This is a genomic window from Gemmiger sp., from assembly GCF_036306485.1.
Classification (GTDB): Bacteria; Bacillota; Clostridia; order Oscillospirales; family Ruminococcaceae; genus Gemmiger.
This window is the reverse complement of the sequence record NZ_JAXJZK010000035.1, coordinates 14191-38350: the sequence shown is the minus strand read 5'-3', so window position 1 is coordinate 38350 and position 24160 is coordinate 14191. Positions and strand designations below refer to the sequence as shown.

The following is a 24160-nucleotide window of genomic DNA, read 5'->3' as shown; positions in this document are numbered from 1 at the left end:
CCTCTCGGAAATCAGATGGAGTCCGCGGCCGGGCGGACCAGTTCCCGCACCGCGCGGCTGACCAGGAACGCCAGCAGGGCGCAGCTGCACGGGACATAGGCAAAATGCCACAGCATCGGCACAAGGTGCAGATGGACATAGGCGTGCACCTTGGACAGCACCATCCAGGACAGCGGCGCCGCAAAGCTGAGGGCCCAGCAGAGCGCGGCCGGGACCAGCACCGGCGATGCCCGGCGATGCCGCGCCGCCAGGACGGCGGCACACAGCACAAACGCCGCCGCGACGGCAGCCGTCAGCGGCCAGAGCGTGACCGTGACGGGCCCGAACTGCAGCAGCGGTTCCCGGACCTCGACGAGGTAGCGGTACAGCACCTGACCCACCGTCACGTCCCCGACCACGCCGTCCGTCAGGCTGACGCGGCTTGTGACGGCGGCGGTGAGGTTCTGCCAGCTCCGGGCGGCGGTGCCGAAATACAGCCACCCCTGCGCGAACCAGACGGCCAGCGCCGCGGCCACACCGCCGACGGCGGCCAGACCGGTGCGCACCATCCGGCCCAGCCAGGCCGCAGCCGGGCGGCCGGAACACAGGTCCCGGGCCCAGCACCAGACCAGCGGCATCTCGCAGAGGATCAGAAACACCGAAATGAATTCAAAGCCGCACATACAGCGCAGCAGGCAGGCCGCAAAGACGGCGGCCAGGTACCGGCCCAGCGGCCGGCCGCGGCGCACCGCCGCACACAGCGCCAGCCCCGCCAGCGCCGGCAGCAGCCAGGTCCAGAGGCACCAGTACAGATCCTTCATGCCGCGCTGGGGCCAGGGCGCAAAAACGGCGGCGGCCAGCCAGGCCAGCGCCGCCAGATTGCCCATGCCGCGGCGCACCCCCCAGCAGACCAGCAGCGTGACCAGGTAGAACAGCACGCTGTTGGTGGTGTAGAGCAGGGTTTCCCGCGCGGCACCGTCGTCCTCAAAGACCGAATAAACCTTGTTCAGTAGGCCCAGCGCCGTGCCCTGCAGGCCGGACTGGTGGGTGTAGGCGTGGAACTGATCCGGCGTGACCGGGGTGTTGTCCCGGTACATCGTCCGGTTGCTGTCATCGCTCCAGTCCTCGGTGTAGACGCCCATAAAGCCGCCGGGACTGCTCTGATCCTGCTGCATCTGGAGCATCCGGCCAAAGACCAGCGTCTGGGAGGCATTGTCCCAGAAACCGGTCAGGTATCCGCTGCCGTTATGCCGCCACAGCGTGAGGCCCACGCTGAGCAGCAGCATCGCAGCGACGAGAAGCAGGGCGCGCAGCCGCGCGCCCCATCCTGCAGTTTTCAATCTTCCACTCTCTTTCAGCGGTCCCATTTGTCGCACAGGCTGTTGATCTGGCTGGCAAAGCGGGCCAGGTCCTTGTTGGCCCCGCCGCGGTTGTGTTCGATGACCACCATGAGCCGCTTGCCCATATTGACCAGCCGCTCAAACGCCGCGCTGGTGCGGGCCTTGCCGGGCTGGGTCTCGCCGCGCTCGATGGGTTTGCGGTTGCCCTGCTGCAGCATCGCCACGCCGTCCTCGGTCAGCTCGTAGCAGGCGCCGTTGTAGGGGGCTTCGGCCGGGATGCCCCGGGCCGTCAGTTCCCGGGCAAAGCCATCGGCCACGGCATCCTCGCCATGGTTCACAAAAACATAGCGGGGTTTTGGGTCAAAATGCTCAATCCAGGTGAGCAGGCCCTCGCGGTCGGCGTGGCCGGACAGGCCGCCCAGCTGGCAGATCTGCGCGTTGACCTGGATTTCCTCGCCGAACAGCTTGACCTCGTCGGCGCCTTCCAGCAGGGCACGGCCCAGCGTGCCGACCGACTGGAATCCCACAAAGAGGATGGTACATTCCTTGCGCCAGAGGTTGTGCTTGAGATGATGGCGGATCCGGCCGGCGTCGCACATGCCGGAGGCCGAGATGATGACCTTGGGGGTCTGGTCCAGGTTGATGGCGACGGAGTCCTCCTTGGTCTCGCTGATGTGCAGGCCGGGGAAGCTCAGCGGGTTCTCACCGTTGCGGATGAGGGCCAGGGCCTCGGCGTCATAGCATTCGCTGAAGTTTTCCCGGAAAATCGTTGTGGACTTGCTGGCCAGCGGACTGTCCACAAAAACCGGGAAGTCGTCGTGGCCGTGGATGCGGCCCTCCGCCTTGATCTGCCGGATGAAGTAGAGCAGTTCCTGGGTGCGGCCCACCGCAAAGCTCGGGATGACGACATTGCCGCCCCGGTCAAAGGTTTCCTGCAGAATCCGGGTCAGGTCGCCCACATAGTCCGGCCGGGGGCCGTGGCTGCGGTCGCCGTAGGTGGATTCCATGACGACGAAGTCCGCCCGGGTCAGATAGTCGGGGTCGCGGATCAGCGGCTGATGCAGGTTGCCGATGTCGCCCGAAAAGACGACGGTGCGGGTCAGGCCGTTCTCGGTCACCTTGAGGGTGATGGAGGCGCTGCCCAGCAGATGGCCGACATCGGTGAAGTCCGCCACAACGCCGGGGAACACCTCGACCGGCACGCCGTAGTGCTGGGGCAGGAACTGGTGCATGACGGCGTCGGCATCCGCCACCGTGTAGTCCGGCTCGACAAGGTCCCGGCCGCTGCGCTGGGCCTTGCGGTTTTTCCAATCGGCCTCCTGTTCCTGGATATGCGCCGAATCCTTGAGCATGATCTCGCACAGGTCGGTGGTGGCGTCGGTGGCGTAGATCGGGCCGCGGAACCCGTTCTTGTACAGATACGGGATGCGCCCGGAATGGTCAATGTGGGCATGGGTCAGCAGCACGGCCTCGATCTCGCCGGGGGCGCAGGGGAGATCGGCGTTCTCGTAGACATCGCGGCCCTGTTCCATGCCGCAGTCCACCAGAAAGGTATGCCCGTTGGTCTCAATGAGTGTACAGCTGCCCGTCACTTCGCGGGCGGCGCCCAAAAATGTCAGCTTCATGGAGAGTACCTCTCTTACAGGGCGGGGGTTGTCCCCCGAGGATCGGGTTCGGACCTTCTGCCGGCAGAGCCGGCGCGGGGCTCATTTTCGGCCGGCTCCGCGCTGAGGCGCTTCGGGCAGCGTAAAGGGTACGGTGAAATTATTGGTCAGGTCATTGATATTCATCCGGACATCCCAGAATACGTCGCCGTAGTCCCGCAGGACCTGGGCATCGTCGGTCAGGACGTCCAGCGTCGCACTGTTGGTCACCAGCAGCACATCGCCGTCGGTAGGTTCATAGGCCGTGAGGCTCTCCTCGTAGGGGCGCACAAAATTGCCGCTGTCGATCAGGTCGGCCACCGCGGCGGAGGTCGTGCGGACCAGCAGCAGCTGCTGGCTGGACGGCAGGGCATCGCAGAGCGCGCCGCGGGTGATGTCGCCGTAGCTCAGCTCGGTCACGCCGCCCGCAAGCGCCACCACCGGCAGGTCTGTGGCGTCGGCCGGCCAGTTGGCGCGGTCACCCTCCGCGAGGGCCAGGTAGAAGGAGGCCACATAGTTCGCAAAGCTGATCGTCTTGGAGGCGGTCTCGTTCTCGGCAAAGGTGAAGAGTTTCTGGGCGCGGACCTCCTCGTCGCCGTCGGCGAGTTTCTGCAGGCCGGTGAAGGCGCTGTCGTAGGCGGCCTGCTGTTCGTCGGTATAGCTGCCGCGGGCGGACTTGAGCTGCTCGGAGGTGATCAGGTCGGTGCTGGCCGTGACGCCGCCGTTGGCGTCAAAGTGCAGTTCCACCTTGCCGATGCCGTCCCAGCCCGCGCCGGCCGTGACCAGGACGGGGCTGCCGTTGTCCGACCCGGCGTCGGCCGTGCGGCTGCCGTCCAGGATGGCGCAGACGCCCAGCTGGGCCAGGCTGTCCCGGATGCCCGAGACATCGGTGCCCGGCGCGGCAATGCAGACGATGGCATCGGCGCCCTCGGCCTGCAGCGCCGCCACCTGTTCGGAGGCGGTCATCGCCAGGTCAGCGGCCACAAGGCCGTCGGCGTGGACCGCGCTGCCCGTGATGCACAGCGCAAAGAAGCCGATCTTTTTGCCGGCCTGCTGCACAATATAGTTCATGCCGTTGGAGATGCGGTTGCGGCTCCAGCAGGTGGTGCGGGCCAGCAGCGGGTCCCCGGCTTCGGTGAGCAGGTTGGCCGCCAGGGAGGGACCGCTGGCCGTGACGACGTTCTCGGTCAGGCGCTCGCTGCCGTAGGCCAGATCCGACGCGCCGAAGGCCTGCAGGTCATACCCGGCCGCCGCGAAGGCGCTGGTCATGTCCATGCCGCCGGTCAGGCTGGCGCGGGCCGTGCCCTGCAGGCTGCCGCCCGCATCCACCAGGATGGCGTCGGGGTCGGAGGCCTTGAGCGCGGCCAGGTCGGCCAGGCTGGATTCGCCGTTGTCCACCCGGCCGGCCAGGTTGCCGGTGACGTAGACCGGCACGGTGATCCCGCCGACGCGGACCGTGATGCTGGCCGTCTGGCGTCCGTCGGCCAGCGCGGCCGTGACGGTGCACTGACCGTCGCCGCGGGCCGTGACCTTGCCGTTGCGGTTGACGGTGGCAACGGATTCGTTGTCGCTGGTCCAGAAGATCTTCTGTCCCTCCTCCGTGGCCTGCGGCGCATCGACGGTCAGGGTGGCGGAGGTCTTGGCCTTGGGCAGCCAGAGTTCGTTTTTATAGGTGTCGTTGGTGAAGGTCGGGTTGACGGCACCCTCCTTGGGGGTCTCGGCCAGGCCGGTGACGGTCAGCTCCTCCATGACAAAGTCGACATCCACCGTCTCGCTCTGGACGCCGTACTTGGCGCCGGGCTCGGTGTAGGTGCTCTGCCAGATCGCATAGGACCCCGTATAGTCCAGCGTCGAGTTGAACCGGGCAATCCACAGATTGTCCCGCCAGCGGTCAAAGGCCGGGTCGGTCAGGCGGCCCCGCGTCCAGTTCAGCGAGGCATAGATGCCCTCCTCGCCCTGGTAGCCCAGTTCCTTGAGCCGGTCAAAGAACACCTCGGTCAGATGGGCCATCTCGTCGGGATACAGCCCCGTGATGGCCTTGTCCTCGAGGTCGTAGTAGACCGGATAGGACAGCTGATAGGGCGAGGCCGTATAGTCGTCCAGTCCCTCGTAGGGCGGCGCCACCAGGCCCAGCAGCCGGGCCACATGCTCCGCCTCCGACCGGGCCTGTTCCTCCGTCGTGGCATAGGAATACAGATAGGTGCCGAACGGAATTCCCAGCCGGGTACATTCGTCGGCATTGCGGCGCCACTGCTCATCGTCCTGGGCATAGTCGCCGGTGCCGTTCCACTCGCTGCCGTAGCCGCAGCGGATCATCGCAAACTCGACGCCGGCGGCCTGGGCTTTCTCCCAGTCCACCTCGCCCTGATATTTGCTCACGTCGATGCCCTTTTTGGTGGCGGCCAGGATCGGCTCGCCCACATCGTTGAAGAAGTAGCCGGCCTCGTTCTTGGCCCACGCGCCCGCCGAGGTGCCGGGGTCAATGACCGCCGGGGCCTTGGGGCCGCGGTTGCAGGCCACAAGCACAATCACGACCAGCAGCACGACCACGGCCAGCACCGAGGCCGCCAGCACCAGCCGGGCACGGCGCTGCCGGCGGCGGCGTGCCGCGCGGGCGGCCGGATCGGCCCGGCGCCGGGCGCGGTAAGGCTGCTGACCGGGGTTCGGGGTCTTGCCGGGCGTGCCGGAAGGCGGCACCGCGCCAGTCTGTTTCGGGGCCGGGGCCTTGCCGGGGGTGCCGGAGGGCGGCACGGCGCCGGAAGGTTTCGGGGCCGGATTGGGCGGCTGCCGGTTGGAGGAATTCGGATGTTTCTGGTGTTCCATAACTGTTTTTTCCCGTCTGTTCTGCACCCGCGCCGGGGTGCGGTAAAACTTCCATTTAAGAATATGGTACCATTTTGTTGAACAAATTACAATCATGCAGAGGCAGGGAATCTGTAAATTTCACCGGTTTTCCGACCGGCGGGGGCGGCGGTAGGCCCACCAGCCCGCGAGGTCGGCCAGACCCCAGCCGATGGGCACCGCCCACCAGATGGCCGTAACGCCGAAGCCCGGCGCCGCCGCATAGGCCAGCGCGACGCGGGTGCCCAGCGAGATGACGGTGAGGACCAGCGACATTTCGGGCCGGCCGACGCCGCGGAAATAGCCGTACCACAGGAAGAGCAGACCGATGCCGCAGTAGAAAGCGCCCTCCACCCGCAGATAGCCGACGCCGATCGAGAGGATGGCGGTCTGGTCGGGCGCGATGAAGATCTGCATGAGCAGCGGGGCGGCCTCAAAGACAAAGAGGGAGACCGCGGCGCAGAAAACCGCGGTGACGATAACGGCGCTGCGGGTTCCCCGCCGGACGCGGTCCTGCCGGCCCGCGCCGTGGTTCTGCGAGATGAACAGCGAGAAGGCGTTGCCGAATTCCTGGGCCGGCATGTAGGCGAAGGAGTCAATCTTGACACCCGCCGCAAAGGCCGCCATGACGGCGGAACCGAAGCTGTTCACAAGGCCCTGGACCATCAGGATGCCGAAATTCATGACGGACTGCTGCACGCAGGCCGCGGCCGAGAACCAGGCCACCCGCCGGGCAGCGGGGGCGGTCACGGTGCAGTCGGCGCGGCGGGGGCGGAGCGTCGGGCAGCGCAGCCAGGCAAAGATGCCCAGCCCGACGCCGGACAGGGCCTGCGCCAGGACGGTCGCCCAGGCGGCCCCGGCGATGCCGGCCTCCAGCCCGACGACAAAGAACAGGTCGAGGGCGATGTTGCCCACCGCGGCCGCGCCCAGGAAGCACAGCGGCGTGAAGGAGTCCCCGACGGCCCGCAGCAGGAAGGCAAAGTAGTTGTACAGAAAGACAAACACAATGCCGAAGAAGATCACCTGCACATAGTCCCGCATCAGGGGGTAGACCGATGCCGGCACCTGGAGCAGCCGCAGGATGGCGTCCAGCGCGAGGAAGGCCGCGCCCTGCATGACCACCGCCAGTGCCCCGATGCCCGTGAAGGATAGAAAGACGCTGTTGCGCAGATTTTTCAGATCCTTGCTGCCGAAATGCAGCGAGAACACCGTGCCGCTGCCCATGCAGAGCCCGATGAGCACCGAGTTCAGGAAGGTCATCAGCGTATAGGCCGAGCCCGCTGCCGCCAGGGCATCGGGCCCGAGGAACCGCCCCACGATCAGGGTATCGGCCAGGTTATAGCATTGCTGCAGCAGGTTGCCCAGGATCATCGGCCCGGCAAACCGCAGCATCGTGGAGGTGATCGGCCCCGCCGTCAGGTCCTGTGTTCTCGCTTGTCTTTGCTTTTGCATCGTCGCAGTCCGGCTCCTCGTTCGGATTTTTTCAATCCGTAATATTCCGTAATATTTTATAAGAATATTCCAGTCTGTTTATTTTGTGCCGCGCCACAGGCCGTGGGCAGCCAGCAGATCATGCAGCGCCTCGCGGCCCATCAGCAGACCGCAGGCGGCCGGCACAAAGGCGTTGGAGGCCGGCACGGCGCGGCGGCCCGCGGCGGGGGTCTCGCCGTCGTCCTGCTCTTCCGGCAGCGGCGGCAGCGGCGGTTCCTCCGAGTACACCACCTTGACGCCGGTGATGCCGCGGCGGCGGCAGCCCAGCCGCACCACCCGGGCCAGCGGGTCCACCGCCGTGCGGGAGAGGTCCGCCACCCGGAAGGCCATCGGGTCCAGCTTGTTGGCGGCCCCCATGCTGCACAGAATGGGCACCTGCGCCGCGCGGCACCGCTCGATGAGCAGCAGTTTGGCGCTGACCGTGTCGATGCAGTCCAGCACATAGTCGAAGGCCGTCACATCCACCTGGTCGGCGGTCTCCTCGCTGTAGAACAGACGGCAGGCATTGACGCGGATTTCGGGGTTGATGTCGCGGGCACGCTCCGCCATCACATCCACTTTATAGCGTCCCAGCGTGGAATGAAGGGCCACAATCTGCCGGTTCAGGTTGCTCGGGGCCACGGTGTCGGCATCGAAGAGGCTGATCTGCCCCACCCCGCTGCGCACCAGCACCTCGGCGGCATGGCCGCCCACGCCGCCGACCCCGAACACCGCCACATGGGCGCCGTGCAGCACCTCCAGCGCCGCACGGCCCAGCAGCCGCCGGGTCCGGTTTTCCTGTTCACGCATCGCTTCCATTCCTGTCTCCCCCTGTTGGTTTCGGTTTTGCGGGCAGCGGTGCCGCCCGGTCTCGCCGTTATTATATACCATGCCGCCGAGCCTGTACAAGTCCCCGCCGCGGTGCAAAAAAAGCATTGACAATCCGGCGCTGCCCTGTTATAATAGATAAGCTGTATAGAGCAGTGTTATCTGTGCCCGTAGCTCAGTTGGCAGAGCACCTGACTTTTAATCAGGGTGTCCGGGATTCGAGCTCCCGCGGGCGCACCAGAAAGGCCGTGTCGGTTTCCGACACGGCCTTTTTTCTGTTTGTTGTGCGGCGTTTACCCCGGGTCCCGGTTGAAATCCACGCCGCGGCATTCGGTCCAGTAGGCCAGCGCTTTCCGGATATAGGACTCCTCCAGGTCAAAGTATTCGGCCAGCTGCCAGGGCTCGGTGTAGCCGGCCCGCATCGCGGCCTGCAGCTCCTCGGGCGGCAGATACTGCCGGAACGAGTCGGCGTCCGCCTTGTGCTCGGCCTGGGCGACGATCTGATAGGGGCTGACCACCTTGTGCAGCGCCCCGGTGCGCAGATGCCCGTTTTCGTGCATGGCGGCGGTGCGCAGCAGCCGGGTTGTGCGGATGCGCTGCATGTTCAGCCCCACCGCATACCTGCCGCCGTCCCGCACCGTCATGGCCGGCGTGGGCAGCCGGTTGAACGGAATGACGTCCACCTGATTCTGTTTGCAGTAATCGTAAAAATCCGAAAGCTCGAACATTGGCTTCCTTACTCCTGTTTCTGTCTGGCCCGACGCTCCCGCATCACGCGCACAAAATCGCGGACCGCTTCCTTGTCGTCCTCGCTCAGTTCGCGGTACTCGCCGTAAAATCCCACGTCGATCTCATCCAGCAGATCCGGCGGGTTGGGCTCGTCGGTCTTGCCGCACAGGTAGTCCAGGCTGACCCCGAAATAATCGGCAATCTTCTGCAGCTTGTCCACCTTGGGCGTGCTGCGCCCCTTCTTCCAGTCGGTCAGGGTCGCTGTGGAAATACCGGTCTCCTTGGCCACCCGGTAGGCCGTGGTCCCATGCTCCGCGAGCAGGCGCTCAAAAATACTGTACATAACCTTGCCTCCAATTTTGTGCAGATCCACGAAACAGGCCGTTATCTCGGAAAATTGAGTTTATTGTCCTTGACTTTCTCGGTTTTCCATGCTATTCTGTCTGTACAGCTCAGGTTTCCGAGATATTCCGGCTTTTCATAGGATTACCTAACAAAGCCATAATATCACAAAACCGAGGCAAAGACAACTGCAAACCTGCACAAAGAAGGGAGAACAAAGATGGAGAAACTGTATACTTGCGCACAGGTGGCCGAACGGTACGGCGTCAGCCCGCTGACGGTCCGGGAGTGGATCCGGGGCGGCATGCTGGAGGCCATCCGGCTGGGACGGGATTATCGGGTGAGCGAAGAGGATCTGGTCCGGTTTGAACAGCGGCGCCGGACCCATCCGTCACCTCATTCTAGCATCGAGAACGTCCGATAATACGGACTGTTCCTGTTTGTCGGAAGGGAGGATGCTGCGATGAGCACACCGCATTATGACTGGTGGAGCTATGCGAAGGGGATGGTCCGGCGGTTTCCCGAGCTGCGGGCGCGGGCCGGGGCGGGTCAGACGCTGGCGGCGGTGAACCGGCGGGAATTGCAGGCGGTGGAACAGGCCGTCGCCGTGACCCGGGCCATGGACACCGGCGAGGAGCGGCTGCGGCTGATCCGGCTGACCTACTGGAACCGCAACAACCGGTATACCCTGGAGGGGGCGGCCGGGCAGGTGTACATCTCGTACATCACGGCCAAGCGGTGGCACCGGGACTTCATCTACCGCGTCGCCGAGGCCTACGGCCTGCTGGAGGCATAAAAAAATCCCCTGAAACACAAAAACCCGCTTTTCAGCGGGTTTTTGTGCATAGAGGGGTGGGAAAGTATATAAAGGTCAGAAGATGTCATTGGGAAGATAACGTCGGAACCGGCGCCCGAGGCGCGTTCCGTTTTCGTTATGATTTTATTATAGCTTTATTTCTTAAAATGTCAAACGGCAGGGTTGCAATTTCTTTTTTGTTTTATTATAATATTTTGAAGATGACTTTAAAAAATTCACATTTCACTACCAAAAAGGCCAATTTGTTGTTTTTGTAAAGTCTTACAGGGATATTTTGGTAATTTTTATTTTTTTTGTGCTCATTGACCAAAAGTGACAGAAAGGTACGACTTATGGATGAACTCGACAGTAAAATCATTCGGCTGATGCTGCACAACGCCCGGATGCCTGTCAAGGAGATTGCCCAGCAGGTCAATCTGACCAGTCCCGCCGTCTCCAGCCGCATCCATCGTCTGGAGCAGGAGGGCGTCATCGGCGGGTACACGGTGCTGCTGCACCATCCCGGCGAGGAGGGCCGCGTCCAGGCGCTGATCTCGATTCAGACCGCCGCGTCGGAGCGGGAGGAGTTTTTGCGGATGATCGCGGACGAACCGCAGATCCTGCAATGTTACCGTGTCACGGGGATTTACAACTTTATCGTCAAGGCCAGCTGTTCCAGCATTGATGAACTGGAGCACCTGCTGACCCGGCTGCAGAAGCTGGGCAGCACCAACACCCAGATCATCCTGGCCACCCCGCTGGACCGGCGTCTGAGCCTGTGAGGAGGAAAATCCATGCGTTTTTGTCGTGAATGCGGGCTGCTGGCGCCGCTGGGCAGCGACCAGGTCTGCCCGCGCTGCGGGGCGCCGCTGCCGCCGCCGGTCCGCCTGCGCAGCCGCCGGCCCGAGCCCCGGTATCTTGAACCCGAGGACCCGCCGCCCATGACCACCGGGCAGTATTTTCTGACCCTGGTGGTCTGCGGCATCCCGGTAGTGGGGCTGATCGTGCTCTGCGTGTGGGCGGCCGGCCACACGATTCTGCCCGAGCGCTGCCGTCTGGCACGGGCGTACCTGATCCGGCGGCTGTTGACCGACATCGTGCTGCTGCTGTTGCTGTGGCTGCTGCGGACTGCCTGGCCGCTGCTGGTTCCCACCTGGTATTACTGGTAAAAGGAGGATGCTGCGATGAAAGCCAGCGTCATCATTCCCAACCTGAACGGGGCGGGCTGGCTCCGGGATTCCATCGAATCCATCTGGGCGCAGACCGAGCAGGACTTTGAGCTGATCGTCGTGGACAACGGTTCCACCGACGAGAGTCTGGCCATCGCCCGGTCCTACACCGAGGGGCCATACCGCGACCGCTACACCCTGATCGAGAACCCCGAAAACACCGGGTTTTCCCATGCGGTCAACCAGGGCATTGCGATTGCCCGGGGCGAGTACATGGCGCTGTTCAACAACGACGCCTTTGCCGAGCCCACCTGGCTGGCCGAGCTGCTGCGCACCGCCGACGCCGATCCCCGGATCTTTGCGGTGTCCAGCCTGATGCTGCGCTACTATGAGCCCGAGCTGGCCGACGATGCCGGCGACTATATGACCCTGCTGGGCTTTGCCTGCAAGCGGGGCGACGGACTGCGGGCCAGCCGCTACACCCGGCCCTGCCGGATCTTCTCGGCCTGCGGCGGCGCCGCGCTGTACAGAAAATCCATTCTGGATAAAATCGGCGTTTTTGACGAATTGTTTTTTGCCTACTACGAGGACGTGGATCTGTCCTGGCGGGCCAACAATTTCGGGTACCGCAACGTCTACTGCCCCACCGCGCGGTGCCGGCACATCTGCGGTGCCACAACCGGCGCGGTGCGCTACAACCCCTTCAAGAGCATCCAGAGCGGGCGCAACAGCATCCTGCTGCCCTACAAGAACCAGCCGCTGCCCATGCTGATCGTGAATTTTCTGCCGATGACGCTGGGGTATCTGCTCAAAGTCGCGATGTTCCGCCATCGCGGGTTCGGCAGCGATTACGCCAAGGGCTTTGCCGAGGCGCGCGCCGCCCTGCCCAAGGTGGTCAAGCCCCGGCCGGGCTGGCGGGCCCTGCCCTGCTATCTGTGGTGCGAGGCCAGCATGATTGCCGGCGTGTTCCGGTACCTCGTGTACCGGGTACAGCGGGCGCTGAAAATCACCTGACGCGGCGCAGGCAGGCGCGCACCCAGTCGAGGGCGGCGGCCGCGAGTGCCGGGAGCAGGATCAGGCAGAACAGCTGATACCACGAGGGGATCAGGTAGTCAAGGCCCCCCGGCAGCGTATCGGCCCGGTTGAGGCAGAGCGAATCAAAGGTGATGCCCACCGTCTTGTTTTCATCCGGGCTGCAGGGGTCGAGACGCAGCGAGCAGATCCGGCCCCGGGGCAGCGTATACACATAGGTGCCCCCGGTGGTCACTTCGGGGAAAACGCGCCGGTCCTGGCTGTACGGCTGGTCCGGCGCCGTTGTATAATACAGGCACATTTCCCGCGGGGTACCGTCGAATTCCGCCGTATAGCTCAGCGTGCGCACGACCCGGTCGCCGAGGTTGTCCAGCAGCATCTGCGGGTCGCCGCCCGTGGACACCACCTGCCGGGCGTCGGGTCCGGCCTGCAGCTCGCTGAGGGTGAAATCCGACACCGTCAGCGTCTGCTCACGCAGCGAGCCGTCGGCGCGGGCCATCGTGTCGCCCGTCAGGCTGACCAGGCCGGACACCACCCAGAAGAGCAGCGCTGCCAGGTAGCACAGAGCCGGCAGACCCCAGGGCCGGGCCAGCGGGGCGGCCAGACGCTTGCAAGAGAATTTCATCGCGCAGCCGCCTCCATTTCCATCGGTTCATAGCCCTGATCGGTCACACGGTAGAGCACGGTTTCGCCGTCCTGCGCGGCGGCCAGGCCGTCCGTGAAGAGCGAGGCGTAACTCTCGACAAAGATGTCGTCGATCTTTTGCAGGTACAGCACGGTGCAGCCGTTGCCGCGCAGTGTCTCGTCAAAGCGCTGGGCCGTGTAGGGGTGATAATACCGCTGCTTGACGCCGGATTCCGGTTCCAGTTCGGGCAGACCGAAGGTACCGCCGCCGCCCTCCTGGGTGGCGCCGACGCCGGAATAATCCACCAGGATCGGATAGAAATCAAACACCGCGGAGAACCAGCCTTCGCCGTTGTCCCCCTGGCTGACATAAAACACCCTGTCGTCCGGCTGGAGACAGGCACACACCCGGGCCGCCTCGGCCCGGGCTGTTTTTCTGTCGGCGAACTCGCTGTCCGAGAAGCCGAGCACCGACAGCTGGGGCAGCACCATCGAGTGGAGCCGCAGCAGCATGACGGCGGCCAGCGCCAGGACCGCGCCCTGCCCGGTGAGCTGCACGGCGCGCCGCGGCGGCTGTTCCTGCAGGGCCGTGCTGAGCCAGGCCAGCGCGATGATGAACCAACCGATATAGTAGGTATAAATGTACCGGTTATAATCCACGAGCAGGCCCTGGCCGGCCTTGAAGATAAAGCCGTAGCTCAGCGCCAGTTCGAGGTTGTACCCGCCGAAGCAGATCAGCGAGAGCACCGCCATGCAGCCGGTCCGGCGGCGCACCGCGCGGCCGCCCGCCAGCGCGGCCAGTACAAAGAGCACCGCGATGAGCAGCACGACGTTGCGGCCCTGGCCGATCATGCTGAGTTTGCCGTCGGCGGTCCAGAACTGATGGCCCATCGCTGAGACCGACTCGAGGAACTGGTCCTGCCGCTCGGCATAGAAGCCCTCGACCGGCTGGCCCAGCAGGATGCGGATGCCGTTGACCACGATGGCCGAGAGGGGCTGGCTGGTCTCGCCGGTGCCGCCCTCGGCCGCACTTTTGGCGACGAGCATCCCGACATAGCGGACGTTCCAGAAATAGTAGACCGCCATCGGGGCGGCAAAGCAGAGGGCCGCAAAGCCGGTGCGGCGCAGCAGCCGCCGGCCGCCCGCAAAGAGCCAGGCGTCCACCGCGATGAGGCCCGCCGCCACCAGCGAGAGCACAAAGGTATTGGCCTTGATGTTGGCCGCCAGGGCCAGCACCGGCAGCACGGCCCACCAGGGCCCGCCGGTCCGGCGCAGCGCGAGCCAGAGCGCCACCGCGCCGCCCATGACCAGGCCGGCCGAGACATCGCCGTAGGCGGTCATATAGGTGGTATCGAGGTAGATGGTGTGGTTGTACACCGTGAGGAACCAGGGCGCACACCAGCAGATGGCCGCCAGCGGCACCGCCGTGCGGTACTGCCGGAACCCGGTGGCACCGAGCACCGCGGCATACACCGCAAAGGCCAGCACATCGTAGGCGAGATAGATTTTCCAGTCGGCATAGCTGCCCAGGAACTGGAAGAAATAGGACAGCAGCGGCAGGCCGGGGTTCTGGGTGACCGGCCAGGGCGTGCCCAGCGTGGCCAGCGAGTAGAGGCGGTTGTCCTCCTTGGTCACCTTGACGGCGGTGGCCCAGAGGCTGAGTTCATCGTAGCCGGTGGCCATCGGCTGCCGCACCGAGAAATAGACCGCAAAGGCGATCGCCATGGCCCAGAAGAGCATCGCGCCGGGGCTGAGCAGGGCGCGCAGGTCGGGGCGGCGGCCCCGGACGGGCAGCAGCGCCCATCCGCCGAGCAGCACGCTGCCGGCCCAGAGCACCACCATGCCGGGCAGCAGGCAGTCCAGCATGCCGGCGGCGGTCAGCCAGGCCGCAATGAGGCCCAGCGCCGTGAGGGGCGCCAGCGAGGCGTGCAGTCCGCCGCGCAGCGTGAGAAAGGCGCACAGCAGAAACAGAACCGCCAGGGCGATCAGTACAGACAGCAGTTCCATGGGCAGGGCTCCTTTCGGGAAGAAATGTGGGGGTCAGCGGCTGTCCTGTCCCTTTTTGCGGCGGGGCAGTTCGGCCAGCAGGCCCAGATAGGATGCCGCCACGGGCGGCAGGAACAGCAGGATCAGCCACTGCCCGCCGTCGGGCAGGAAGCGCAGATACCAGGGCTGGGGCGGGTTGAGTTCGATGCCGGTCAGCTTGGTGGGGACGCCGCCCACCCCGTCGGGGTCGATGCGCAGTCCCGTCACGAGAATGCCGCCGAGATCAAAGGTGTAGGAGCCTTCCCCCGTGACGCGGGCAAAGACTTTCTGGGTTTCGGAATATTCGGTCTGGCCGGGGCGCAGATAGTACAGCGTCACGCCGCCCGGGGGCAGGTAATGCAGCGCGTCCAGCCGGACGGTCTCCAGCCAGGCCTCGCCCCGCCAGAAAATATGGGGGTCATTGTCGGTGGAGAGATACCACCCCGGCTCGTCCACCGGCGGGGTGTGCCATTCGTCGTCCTCGTAGCTGACAAAGCTCTCGAATTCCAGCTCGTCGGGGCCGATGGTCCGCGTCAGCATCGTGCCGTTCGCCTTGTGGATGAGCATGACGGCGCAGCCCGCAAAGACCCAGGCCAGCCAGAGCGCCGCGGCGGCGGCGTAGGCCAGCACCAGCAGCTGCTGGGGACGCCAGCGGCGGGCGGATGTGCCCCGCCGTGCGGTGCGATTTTCCTTCATGACTCCACCCCGCTTTCCGCACGGGCCACCGGCGTGAAGGCAATCGGGGCGTTGCGGCCCTCAAACCGGTAGAGCGTCGCCGGCATATCGGCGGTCAGGCCGCCCTCGAACCGGCTGCTGAACTCCCGCTCGAGGTAGTCGTCCGCCCGGTCGATGAGCAGATAGCCGATGTTCTTCTCTTCCATATAGGCGGTCAGCGAATCCACCGTGCAGACCGCCTCAAAGTCGTACAGATCCCAGTTGAGGCTCTCGACCAGGTTCATGAAATCCGAATCCCAGCGGCTGGAATAGTCGTCATTCCCCCACCAGGTTCCGCCGTAGCCGTTGACGACCTTGGCGGTCAGCTCATACTTGTAATAATACCAGCGGGTGGCGTCGTCCCCCTGACTGATGACCAGCACCCGGTCGGGCCAGTCCAGCACGGTGTTCATGCAGGCCGCCCGGGCCTTGACATCGGCCCGCAGCGTGTACAGGCTGTTGTCGTCGGACCAGAAGCCCGACGCCGGAATCCCCCGCCAGGCAAAGACGAGCAGCACCGCCGCACAGGCCAGCGCCGAGGCCGCCCGGCCCAGCCGTGCCCGCGCGCTGTCCGACACGCAGGCCGCCCGGCCCAGCACACAGAGTCCCGCCAGCATCCAGCCGATCAGGTAGGGCGAGAGGTAGCGCTCGTAGTCCTTGAGGGCATTGCCCTCGGCCTCCGAGAAATTGTAGTAGTAGAGGATCAGGTGGAAGGCATAGAGGGCGGCAAAGCAGAAAGCGCCTGCCACGAACTCGGTCACGACGCGGCGGCGCTGGACGCCCCGCGGCGAAGCCAGGGCGGCCGCGCCGTAGAGCAGCGCAATGCAGACCAGCGCAACCGCCGGGGCGCCGAGCAGGCAGACGCGGCGTTCCACCAGCGCCCGGGCCATCGCCCCCATGATCTGGGCAAAGCGGGGCTGCCGGTCCAGGCCCGCGAGCTGACGCAGGCCCCCGGCCAGCACGGCGCCGTAGCTGAGCCCCTCGCTGCCCACGGCGGCGGCCGTGTCGGCGGTGGGGGTGACGGCGGCGGTATAGCGGTTCCAGCTCAGAAAGACCGCCAGCACCGGCACAACCGGCACGGCGATGCGCAGCGCCGCACAGCCCAGCAGCCGCAGCGGACGGCGGCGGGCGGGGCGGAAGCCGGCGGCCCGGTCCGCGAGGATCAGAAAGGCCGCCATCAGCGCATAGGCAAAGCCCATATCCTTGGTCATGGTCAGCACGGCCAGCGGCAGCGCACAGGCGGCATAGCCGCTGCGGCGTCCGCCCACGGCGCGGTACAGGCAGACCGTGCCGCCGAACAGCATGGCGAGCGGCGTGTCGGCCATCGCGCTGCGGTAGACCGTGGAGGGGGTGCCGGCGGGCAGCACGCTGAAAAAGAAGGGCAGCAGAAAGCCCGCCGCAAAGATCGGCACGGCGGTGGCCCACCGGCTGCGGGGCAGCGAGGCCGCCGGGGCCAGGCAGGCCAGGGCCAGGATGTCCAGCGATGCCAGGCAGGCCCACTCGCTGAAGGGGGCACCGGGGAACTGGAACAGGAAGGAGACCAGACTGGTCCCCGGGTAGGTAAAGCTCGCCGTCAGGTTGACGGGGTCTGCGACATACAGGCAGGCGCGCTCCGCCACCATCTTGGGTGCGAGGCCCCAGGCCGTGAATTCATCCCACTGGGTGAACATCGGCTGCAGGATGCCCAGCAGCAGCCAGAGGAAACAGGCCCCGCCCACAAAGAGCAGGAACCCGGGGCTGCGCGCAGCGCGGCGGATTGCCCTGGCCCCGGCCCGCACGCCGAAATAGACGCCGCAGGCCAGCAGGATGGCAAACACCGCAAAGCGGCCGTATTGCAGCGGGCCGAGGAGCCCGAACAGGTAGAGCACGACGACGGCGCCGGACAGCACCGGCAGCGGCAGGGCCGCCGCGTCGTAGTTGGTGCAGGCCGCCACGCAGAGGCAGACAGCCGAGAAAAACAGGATGAAGAGCAAACCGAATGCGATCTGCAAGGCGCAGACACCACCTTTCTGCCGGGATCAGGCCGGGATCGTGTAGATCGGTCCTACATAGTAGTGTTGGAACAGAAGCACCGCGCCAAGCAGGGCGTAGCCGGAAAAGAGCGGCACGGCCACCGCCGCCGCCCGCTGCGGGGAGAGGGCCGGGCGGACGGTCCGGCGCAGCAGCACCGCCGCCGCCAGGGTCAGCGTCAGCCAGACCGGCAGGAAATACCGCGTCTGCAATCCGACAATGCGCACCATGCCCACCGGCGTGTAGGTGATATACATGGCCGCCATGGCCCCGGCCAGATAGACCAGCGCAAAGAGGGTCATGCCCCCCATCCGCCGGCGTCCCGGGCCGGGTTCGGGCGCCGCGGCCAGCAGCGCCGCGGCTGCCAGCAGCAGCGGGCCGGTCAGGTTCAGAAAGCTGATCGGCATATCCTTCCAGCCGAACAGGCCGAGCTGGCCCACAAAGAAGTCGTTTTCGGTCAGGGTTCCCCAGAACACCGCCAGCGTGCGCAGCGGGTTGGACAGCACAAAGGCCAGCTGCTGCCCGCCGTTGACGGTGGACCCGCCCTGCCGCTCGATGACCGGATAGTGGAACCGGAACACCGTGCCGTACCATTCCACCAGCATCGTGACGGCCAGCGCCCCGGCCGCCATGCCGAGCATCCACTGCCAGCGGCGGCCGCGCGCCCGCCATTGCCGCGCCGTCACCAGCGCCACGGGCACAATCCACAAAAGGTTCAGGTACGGTTTGGCGATATTGACATAGATGCAGGCCGCCGCATAGAGGGCGGCGGTGGGCGTGTCCCACTGTTCGCGGGTCAGCAGGGCCAGCATCAGATAGTAACAGCCCAGCAGGGTGGCGTCATAGCTCAGCGAAGCCCCCAGGAAGAGCGAGATGGGCAGCAGCATGATGCACAAAAACACAGGCCGCATTTTGTCGGCCTTGTGCAGGGCCAGCGCGCAGAGCAGCGTGTAGGCCAGCAGGTTGACGATCCGTCCGCCGTACAGGCAGGCCAGCGCCCCGCCGCCCAGCAGCCGGGCCAGCGCCATGCCGAGTGCCCCGGGCAGGAACGGCACGATCAGGAAGCTGACCGGCTCGGTGACCGGGTCGCCGCCGGCCTCCGCCCCCGAAAAATAGCGGGCAAAACTGTCGGCGGGGCTCAGGATGGCCCCGTCGCTGCCGTACTGTTTGAGGGCATAGCCCGCCGTGTTGTAGGGCTTTTCGGCGCCGGTGTCGGGGTCGGTGCCCACGCCGGCCGAGGTGTTGGCATTGACCCAGGCGCCCGGAAAGGCCCGCAGCAGCGCCGCCACGTCATCGGGATAGGTGCGGGCGGCGTCAAAGTCGAAATGTCCCTGCGAGATCGCGTAGGTGCGCAGATAATGGTCCGCCTCGTCGGGGGTTTGCAGCGGCGGGTTGGCAAAGGCAAAAACCAGCCCGCACGCAAGGATGCAGACCGCGCCGCGCCGCGCAAAGCCCGGCACAAACCGCCGGATGAGCCAGGCGGCCAGCAGGCAGAGCTCGGCAAAGGCCACGCAGCACACCGTGACGGTCAGCGGCGCGATGCGGGTGTCGAGATAGAAAAACACCCGCCAGTAATAGGCCCACAGCACGCCCAGCAGGGCCGCCGCAGGCACCGGGAGCAGCGCCCGGATTTTTTTGAGTGTCGAAGCCGACATAGTTCCCCCATTTACAGGATATACTCGCCCACCTTGTACTGGTCCAGGTTGCCGCGCAGGAACTCGATGGTCTCGGCCAGGCCCTGCTCAAAGGTGTACTGGGGCGCCCAGCCGGTCAGCCGACGCAGCTTGGTGGAATCGCCCAGCAGGCGGTTGACCTCGCTCTTTTCGGGGCGCAGACGCTCGGCCTCACAGACGATGGTGGCCTCGGGGTTGATCTGGGCGATCAGCTCGTGGGCCAGGTCGCCGATGGAGTGCTCCTGGCCGGTGGCAATGTTCAGCTCCTGGCCGATGGCCTCGTCGCAGTCCGCGATGGCCATGAAGCCGTGGGCCGTGTCCTTGACATAGTTGAAGTCGCGGGTGGGCGTCAGGCTGCCCAGGCGGATCTCCTTCTGGCCGGCCAGCAGCTGGGTGATGATGGTGGGGATGATGGCCCGTCCGCTCTGGCGCGGGCCGTAGGTGTTGAAGGGCCGCACGATGGACACCGGCAGGTCAAAGCTGCGGTAAAAGCTCTCGGCCAGGCGGTCGGCGCCGATCTTGGTGGCCGAGTAGGGGCTCTGGCCCTGGAAGGGATGATTCTCGTCGATGGGCACATACTTGGCGGTGCCGTAGACCTCACTGGTGGAGGTCACCATGACCCGCTGGGTGCCCAGCTCCCGCGCCGCGTTGAGGACGTTGAGGGTGCCCTTGATGTTGGTATCCACATAGCTGTCCGGGCTGTGGTAGGAGAAGGGAATCGCGATCAGCGCCGCCAGGTGGAACACCCGTTCCTGGCCGCGCATGGCGGTGCGCACGCCGTTGGGGTCGCGCACGTCGCCCATGAAGATGTCCATCTCGTTGCGGATCTCGGGGGGCAGGGTGTCGATCCAGCCCAGGGAACCGAAGGAATTGTACAGGCAGAAGGCGCGCACCTTCTCACCGCTGCGGACCAGCTCCTCCGCCAGATGGCTGCCGATAAACCCATCGGCGCCGGTGACCATGACTGTATGTGACATAAGCGAACACTCCTTTTGCGGGGACTCATTCCATTTTATTACAAAACAGTATAACCGATTCCGGGGGGAAATTCAACTCATCGCGCAAAATAGTGCCCTCTGCCGGGGCGGACGGGGCGGGCGGAACGAACGGTTTTTGCATTAAGATTGCATTAAGAATTGGGCGGTTTCTGTCAAAAAAATGCGTTTTATGTTATAATGAAAAAAATATTCCGTTCCGGAAAGGAAGCCGCCCTATGCCCCAGAATCCCAATCTGAAAACCTCTGCGGCGGATTTTGCACGCACCTTCGGCATCCTGGGGCTCTGCACGCTGGTCTCCTACGTTCTGTTCTGGCTGGGCTTCACGGCGGCGAACTTTATCATGGTGTATATTGTGGGCATTGTCTGCATTGCGATGTTCACCTCGGGGCGGGTATACTGTCTGCTGGCGTCGGTGGCGTCGGTGCTGCTCGTGAATTATCTGTTCACCGACCCGTTGTGGAAGTTCCGCAGCCAGCCCAGCGATTATGTGACGCTGGGCGTCATGCTGGTGGCCACGCTGCTGATCTCGTCGCTGACGGGCAGCGTCAAGAAGCAGGCGATGGAGCGGGAGCGGGCCAACCGCGAGCGCGCCCGGATGGAGGCCGCCGCCCGGCAGGAACAGCTGCGGTCCAACCTGCTGCGCAGCATCAGCCATGATCTGCGCACGCCGCTGACCGGCATTTCGGGCAACACCTCGCTGCTGATCGAGAACAGCGCCCGGATGGACGAGGCGAAGCGGCAGAGCCTGTATGCCGCGATCTACGACGATTCGATGTGGCTGCTGCATCTGGTGGAAAACCTGCTCTCCATCACCCGGATGGAGAACGATGCGGTCCGGCTGCACATCCAGCCCGAGCTGCTGCAGGAGGTCTTTGACGAGGCGATGACCCATCTGGACCGCAGTGCGTCGGAGCACCATCTGACCGTGCAGCTGGACGACGAGCTGCGGATGGCCCGGATGGACGCCCAGCTCATTGTGCAGGTGCTGGTCAACCTGCTGAACAACGCCGTCAAGTACACGCCGCCGGGGTCCCACATCGAGCTCTCGGCGCGGGCCGAGGGCGACCGGGTCGTGGTGTCCGTGACGGACGACGGGCCCGGCGTGCCGGAGGAGAGCCGCGCGTCGCTGTTTGAGATGTTCTACACGGTCAACAATGCCCGCGGCGACGGGCAGCGCGGCCTGGGCCTGGGGCTGGCACTCTGCCGGTCCATCGTGGCGGCCCACGGCGGCGAGATCGAAGAACACAACGTAGCGCCCCACGGCGCCTGTTTTCGCTTTACTTTACCGTTATCCGAGGTGACTGTTGATGAACAAACCGCTGATTCTTGTTGTGGAGGATGATATTGCCGTTTCGCGGCTGATTGCCACGGCGCTGGAGACCCAGAATTACCAGTACCACCGCGCCCAGAATGGGGCCGGGGCGCTGCTGGACGCCGTTTCCAGCCGTCCCGACGTGATGCTGCTCGACCTGGGTCTGCCCGACATGGACGGCGTGGAGATCATCCGCAAGATCCGCGGCTGGAGCAATATGCCGATTCTGGTGGTGTCGGCCCGCAGCGACGACTCCGACAAGGTGGCCGCGCTGGACGCCGGGGCGGACGATTATCTGACCAAGCCCTTCAGCGTCGAGGAGCTGCTGGCACGGCTGCGGGTGGCGCTGCGCCGCGTGCGGTACGACAGTGCCCGCTCGGGCGCCGAGGCCAGCGTGTATGAGAACGGCGAGCTGCGGATTGACTACGCGGCGGGCTGCGTCTACCGCGGCGGGGTGGAGATTCACCTGACCCCCATCGAGTACAAGCTGCTCTGCGTGCTGGCCAAGAACACCGGCAAGGTGCTGACCCACAACTACCTGCTCAACGAGGTCTGGGGCAGTCCGTCGGCGTCCGACACGCCGTCGCTGCGGGTCTTTATGGCGACGCTGCGCAAAAAGCTGGAGGCCGATCCGAGCCATCCCCAGTACATCCAGACCCACATCGGCGTCGGATACCGGATGATCCGCCGCTGACTTCTCACAAACCAAAAGGCACCCCTGCCGGGACCGCGGTTCTTTGCGGTACGGGCAGGGGTGCCTTGTTTTGCGGGAATCAGGCCGTCAGCTGCGGCTGGGCGGTCAGGATGCGCATGAACTCCTCGCCGGTGATGGTCTCCTTCTCATAGAGATACTTGGCGATCTCATCCAGTTTGGGACGGTTCTCCTCCAGGAGTTTGCGGGCTTTCTCGTGCTGCTGTTTGACGACCTCAACCACCTTGCGGTCCACCGTGGCCGCGGTGTCGCTGCTGCAGGCCAGGCTGGCGTCGCCGCCCAGATAGGCGTTGTTGACGGTTTCCAGCGCGACCATGTCAAAGTCGTCGGTCATGCCGTAGCGGGTGATCATGGCGCGGGCCAGCTTGGTGGCCTGCTCGATGTCGTTGGAAGCGCCGGTGGTGACCGAGCCGAAGACGACTTCCTCGGCCGCACGACCGCCCGTGAAGGTGGCAATCTTGGCCAGGATCTCCTCGCGGGTCAGCAGCGTGTGGTCGCCGTCCTCCACCTGCATTGTGAAGCCCAGCGCGCCGGAGGTGCGGGGCACAATCGTGATTTTCTGCACCGGGGCGGTGTGGGACTGCAGGGCCGCCACCATCGCATGGCCCACCTCGTGGTAGGCGACGATGCACTTTTCGCGGTCGGTGAGGATCTTGTTCTTCTTCTGCGCACCGGCCAGGATGGTATCGACGGCCTCCTGCAGGTCGTACTGGGTGACGGCGCGGCGGCCGTGACGGACCGCGCTGAGTGCCGCCTCGTTGATGATGTTGGCCAGCTCGGCGCCGGAAGCGCCGGGGGTCATCCGCGCGACGTTGGCAAAGTCACAGTCGGGTCCGACCTTGACCTTGGCGGCATGCAGCCGCAGGATGCTCTCGCGGCCCTTGAGGTCGGGAAGCTCGACGGGAACGCGGCGGTCAAACCGGCCGGGACGGGTCAGCGCGGGGTCCAGCGATTCGGGCCGGTTGGTGGCCGCCAGAATGATGACGCCCTTGGTGGCGTCAAAGCCGTCCATCTCGGTCAGCAGCTGGTTGAGCGTCTGTTCGCGCTCGTCGTTGCCGCCCATGCCGGTGGCACCGTCACGCTTTTTGCCGATCGTATCAATCTCATCAATAAAGACGATGCAGGGTGCTTTTTCGCTTGCCTGCTTGAAGAGGTCACGCACTTTGGACGCGCCCATGCCGACGAACATCTCGACAAATTCCGAGCCGGCAATGCTGAAGAAGGGAACGCCGGCCTCGCCGGCCACGGCGCGGGCCAGCAGCGTCTTGCCGGTGCCCGGAGGGCCGACAAGCAGCACGCCCTTGGGCATCTTGGCGCCGACTTCCTCGTACTTCTTGGGGTTGTGCAGGAAATCCACGATCTCCTGCAGGCTTTCCTTGGCCTCGTCCTCACCGGCCACGTCGGCAAACCGGATGGCCTCGCCCTGCTCGACCACATATTGCTTGGCGCCGGATTTCCCGCCGCCGAACAGCATACTGTTGGCACCGCCGTTCATCTTCTGCATCTGACGGCGCATGAACCAGTTGAGCAGCACCATCATGATGATCATCGGCAGCAGGGTCAGCACCCAGCCGAAGAGGGTATCCAGCCAGGTCCGCTGCTGGTACACCTTGCCGAACTGGACGCCGGCGGCTTCCAGACGATTGACAAGGTCCAGATCCTGGGGGATCGCGTTGGTCTTGTAGGACGTCTGGTCCTTGTCGACAAAATAAATCTGCTGATCCTCGATTTCCACCGTGGAGAGCTTGCCGTCTTCCAGCATGGACAGGAAGGTGCCGTAGTCCACCTGCTGCACCTGGTTATCCAGCATGGCGGGGAAAATCCAGAAATTGACCAGCATCGCAATCACAAAGATCACAAGATAGGCAACGCCCAATGTCTTTTTGGGGTTCCTGGGTTGCTGGGTTTCCTGCATGATACAT

21 protein-coding genes and 1 tRNA gene are annotated in these 24160 nt (G+C 64.9%); 8 read left to right on the top strand and 14 right to left on the bottom strand.

All coding sequences use genetic code 11. The annotated features are described in order from the left end of the window. Nucleotides 1-11: 11 nt before the first annotated feature. The 5 genes from U0L91_RS07375 to U0L91_RS07355 all read right to left on the bottom strand — a co-directional run bounded on the left by U0L91_RS07375 (nt 12) and on the right by U0L91_RS07355 (nt 8092). A complete protein-coding gene (locus U0L91_RS07375) occupies nt 12-1319 on the bottom strand; it encodes a hypothetical protein (protein WP_330045681.1) in 1308 nt (435 codons plus the stop codon). Nucleotides 1320-1333: 14 nt separating this feature from the next. After that, nucleotides 1334-2944, bottom strand: coding sequence for an MBL fold metallo-hydrolase (locus U0L91_RS07370; RefSeq protein WP_330045679.1), 1611 nt, complete (start codon nt 2942-2944; stop codon nt 1334-1336). 81 nt (nt 2945-3025) lie between these two features. Next, nucleotides 3026-5785, bottom strand: coding sequence for a GH25 family lysozyme (locus U0L91_RS07365; RefSeq protein WP_330045677.1), 2760 nt, complete (start codon nt 5783-5785; stop codon nt 3026-3028). 120 nt (nt 5786-5905) lie between these two features. After that, nucleotides 5906-7255, bottom strand: coding sequence for an MATE family efflux transporter (locus tag U0L91_RS07360; protein WP_330045675.1), 1350 nt, complete (start codon nt 7253-7255; stop codon nt 5906-5908). 78 nt (nt 7256-7333) lie between these two features. Beyond that, on the bottom strand, nt 7334-8092 hold the full coding sequence (locus tag U0L91_RS07355; protein ID WP_330045673.1) for a tRNA threonylcarbamoyladenosine dehydratase: 759 nt from the start codon (nt 8090-8092) through the stop codon (nt 7334-7336). A 173-nt stretch (nt 8093-8265) separates the two neighbouring features. On the opposite strand from U0L91_RS07355, the gene U0L91_RS07350 reads away from it, so the two are divergent. After that, a tRNA-Lys gene (locus U0L91_RS07350) sits at nt 8266-8341 on the top strand. A 53-nt stretch (nt 8342-8394) separates the two neighbouring features. Here U0L91_RS07350 and U0L91_RS07345 read toward each other — a convergent pair. Together U0L91_RS07345 and U0L91_RS07340 are read right to left on the bottom strand one after the other, a co-directional pair. Continuing rightward, nucleotides 8395-8829 (bottom strand): hypothetical protein, encoded by a 435-nt coding sequence (locus tag U0L91_RS07345; RefSeq protein ID WP_330045671.1) that lies wholly within the window; start codon nt 8827-8829, stop codon nt 8395-8397. Nucleotides 8830-8837: 8 nt separating this feature from the next. Further along, the gene (locus tag U0L91_RS07340) at nt 8838-9173 is read right to left on the bottom strand and encodes a helix-turn-helix domain-containing protein (protein ID WP_330045669.1); all 336 of its coding nucleotides are present in this window, start codon (nt 9171-9173) and stop codon (nt 8838-8840) included. A 219-nt stretch (nt 9174-9392) separates the two neighbouring features. Here U0L91_RS07340 and U0L91_RS07335 point away from each other — a divergent pair, with 219 nt between their 5' ends. The 5 genes from U0L91_RS07335 (at nt 9393) to U0L91_RS07315 (ending at nt 12151) form a co-directional block, all read left to right on the top strand. After that, on the top strand, nt 9393-9596 hold the full coding sequence (locus U0L91_RS07335) for a helix-turn-helix domain-containing protein (RefSeq protein WP_330045667.1): 204 nt from the start codon (nt 9393-9395) through the stop codon (nt 9594-9596). Between the two features lie 39 nt (nt 9597-9635). Continuing rightward, nucleotides 9636-9968: a hypothetical protein gene (locus tag U0L91_RS07330; protein ID WP_330045665.1), complete on the top strand. Its 333-nt coding sequence runs from the start codon at nt 9636-9638 to the stop codon at nt 9966-9968. A gap of 353 nt (nt 9969-10321) precedes the next feature. Then, a complete protein-coding gene (locus U0L91_RS07325; protein ID WP_330045663.1) occupies nt 10322-10750 on the top strand; it encodes an Lrp/AsnC family transcriptional regulator in 429 nt (142 codons plus the stop codon). A gap of 12 nt (nt 10751-10762) precedes the next feature. After that, complete coding sequence (locus U0L91_RS07320; RefSeq protein ID WP_330045661.1) at nt 10763-11137, top strand: hypothetical protein; 375 nt, start codon at nt 10763-10765, stop codon at nt 11135-11137. A gap of 15 nt (nt 11138-11152) precedes the next feature. After that, complete coding sequence (locus U0L91_RS07315; RefSeq protein WP_330045660.1) at nt 11153-12151, top strand: glycosyltransferase family 2 protein; 999 nt, start codon at nt 11153-11155, stop codon at nt 12149-12151. Here U0L91_RS07315 and U0L91_RS07310 read toward each other — a convergent pair. From U0L91_RS07310 to U0L91_RS07285, 6 genes are read right to left on the bottom strand one after another with little or no spacing between them, the layout of a single operon-like run. Then, nucleotides 12144-12794, bottom strand: coding sequence for a hypothetical protein (locus tag U0L91_RS07310; protein WP_330045658.1), 651 nt, complete (start codon nt 12792-12794; stop codon nt 12144-12146). The two genes, U0L91_RS07315 and U0L91_RS07310, sit on opposite strands and share 8 nt — an antisense overlap. After that, the gene (locus U0L91_RS07305) at nt 12791-14800 is read right to left on the bottom strand and encodes a hypothetical protein (RefSeq protein WP_330045657.1); all 2010 of its coding nucleotides are present in this window, start codon (nt 14798-14800) and stop codon (nt 12791-12793) included. Before U0L91_RS07305 ends, U0L91_RS07310 begins: the two co-directional genes overlap by 4 nt. Nucleotides 14801-14833: 33 nt before the next feature. Next, nucleotides 14834-15514 carry a hypothetical protein gene (locus U0L91_RS07300; RefSeq protein WP_330045655.1) on the bottom strand — a complete coding sequence of 227 codons (681 nt, stop codon included), beginning with the start codon at nt 15512-15514 and terminating at the stop codon, nt 14834-14836. Beyond that, complete coding sequence (locus U0L91_RS07295; RefSeq protein WP_330045654.1) at nt 15511-17523, bottom strand: hypothetical protein; 2013 nt, start codon at nt 17521-17523, stop codon at nt 15511-15513. The genes U0L91_RS07300 and U0L91_RS07295 overlap by 4 nt, the downstream gene beginning before the upstream one ends. 27 nt (nt 17524-17550) lie before the next feature. Next, complete coding sequence (locus U0L91_RS07290) at nt 17551-19197, bottom strand: DUF2142 domain-containing protein (protein WP_330045652.1); 1647 nt, start codon at nt 19195-19197, stop codon at nt 17551-17553. A gap of 11 nt (nt 19198-19208) precedes the next feature. Beyond that, nucleotides 19209-20192, bottom strand: coding sequence for an NAD-dependent 4,6-dehydratase LegB (locus U0L91_RS07285; protein WP_330045649.1), 984 nt, complete (start codon nt 20190-20192; stop codon nt 19209-19211). A 236-nt stretch (nt 20193-20428) separates the two neighbouring features. Here U0L91_RS07285 and U0L91_RS07280 point away from each other — a divergent pair, with 236 nt between their 5' ends. Together U0L91_RS07280 and U0L91_RS07275 are read left to right on the top strand one after the other, a co-directional pair. Beyond that, on the top strand, nt 20429-21556 hold the full coding sequence (locus U0L91_RS07280) for a sensor histidine kinase (protein WP_330045648.1): 1128 nt from the start codon (nt 20429-20431) through the stop codon (nt 21554-21556). After that, nucleotides 21522-22220 carry a response regulator transcription factor gene (locus U0L91_RS07275; RefSeq protein ID WP_330045646.1) on the top strand — a complete coding sequence of 233 codons (699 nt, stop codon included), beginning with the start codon at nt 21522-21524 and terminating at the stop codon, nt 22218-22220. Before U0L91_RS07280 ends, U0L91_RS07275 begins: the two co-directional genes overlap by 35 nt. A gap of 79 nt (nt 22221-22299) precedes the next feature. On the opposite strand, the gene ftsH is transcribed toward U0L91_RS07275, so the two are convergent. Next, the gene (gene ftsH / locus U0L91_RS07270; protein WP_330045644.1) at nt 22300-24153 is read right to left on the bottom strand and encodes an ATP-dependent zinc metalloprotease FtsH; all 1854 of its coding nucleotides are present in this window, start codon (nt 24151-24153) and stop codon (nt 22300-22302) included. Between the last annotated feature and the right edge of the window lie 7 nt (nt 24154-24160).

Excerpts from the sequence above, each read along its gene's own strand:
- U0L91_RS07305 (WP_330045657.1), bottom strand. The coding sequence starts at position 14,800 with ATGGAACTGCTGTCTGTACTGATCGCCCTGGCGGTTCTGTTTCTGCTG.
- U0L91_RS07365 (WP_330045677.1), bottom strand. The coding sequence starts at position 5,785 with ATGGAACACCAGAAACATCCGAATTCCTCCAACCGGCAGCCGCCCAAT.
- U0L91_RS07360 (WP_330045675.1), bottom strand. The coding sequence starts at position 7,255 with ATGCAAAAGCAAAGACAAGCGAGAACACAGGACCTGACGGCGGGGCCG.
- U0L91_RS07325 (WP_330045663.1), top strand. The coding sequence starts at position 10,322 with ATGGATGAACTCGACAGTAAAATCATTCGGCTGATGCTGCACAACGCC.
- U0L91_RS07355 (WP_330045673.1), bottom strand. The coding sequence starts at position 8,092 with ATGGAAGCGATGCGTGAACAGGAAAACCGGACCCGGCGGCTGCTGGGC.
- U0L91_RS07370 (WP_330045679.1), bottom strand. The coding sequence starts at position 2,944 with ATGAAGCTGACATTTTTGGGCGCCGCCCGCGAAGTGACGGGCAGCTGT.
- U0L91_RS07335 (WP_330045667.1), top strand. The coding sequence starts at position 9,393 with ATGGAGAAACTGTATACTTGCGCACAGGTGGCCGAACGGTACGGCGTC.
- U0L91_RS07290 (WP_330045652.1), bottom strand. The coding sequence starts at position 19,197 with ATGTCGGCTTCGACACTCAAAAAAATCCGGGCGCTGCTCCCGGTGCCT.
- U0L91_RS07310 (WP_330045658.1), bottom strand. The coding sequence starts at position 12,794 with ATGAAATTCTCTTGCAAGCGTCTGGCCGCCCCGCTGGCCCGGCCCTGG.
- U0L91_RS07300 (WP_330045655.1), bottom strand. The coding sequence starts at position 15,514 with ATGAAGGAAAATCGCACCGCACGGCGGGGCACATCCGCCCGCCGCTGG.
- ftsH (WP_330045644.1), bottom strand. The coding sequence starts at position 24,153 with ATGCAGGAAACCCAGCAACCCAGGAACCCCAAAAAGACATTGGGCGTT.
- U0L91_RS07320 (WP_330045661.1), top strand. The coding sequence starts at position 10,763 with ATGCGTTTTTGTCGTGAATGCGGGCTGCTGGCGCCGCTGGGCAGCGAC.
- U0L91_RS07330 (WP_330045665.1), top strand. The coding sequence starts at position 9,636 with ATGAGCACACCGCATTATGACTGGTGGAGCTATGCGAAGGGGATGGTC.
- U0L91_RS07280 (WP_330045648.1), top strand. The coding sequence starts at position 20,429 with ATGCCCCAGAATCCCAATCTGAAAACCTCTGCGGCGGATTTTGCACGC.
- U0L91_RS07340 (WP_330045669.1), bottom strand. The coding sequence starts at position 9,173 with ATGTACAGTATTTTTGAGCGCCTGCTCGCGGAGCATGGGACCACGGCC.
- U0L91_RS07285 (WP_330045649.1), bottom strand. The coding sequence starts at position 20,192 with ATGTCACATACAGTCATGGTCACCGGCGCCGATGGGTTTATCGGCAGC.
- U0L91_RS07345 (WP_330045671.1), bottom strand. The coding sequence starts at position 8,829 with ATGTTCGAGCTTTCGGATTTTTACGATTACTGCAAACAGAATCAGGTG.
- U0L91_RS07315 (WP_330045660.1), top strand. The coding sequence starts at position 11,153 with ATGAAAGCCAGCGTCATCATTCCCAACCTGAACGGGGCGGGCTGGCTC.
- U0L91_RS07275 (WP_330045646.1), top strand. The coding sequence starts at position 21,522 with ATGAACAAACCGCTGATTCTTGTTGTGGAGGATGATATTGCCGTTTCG.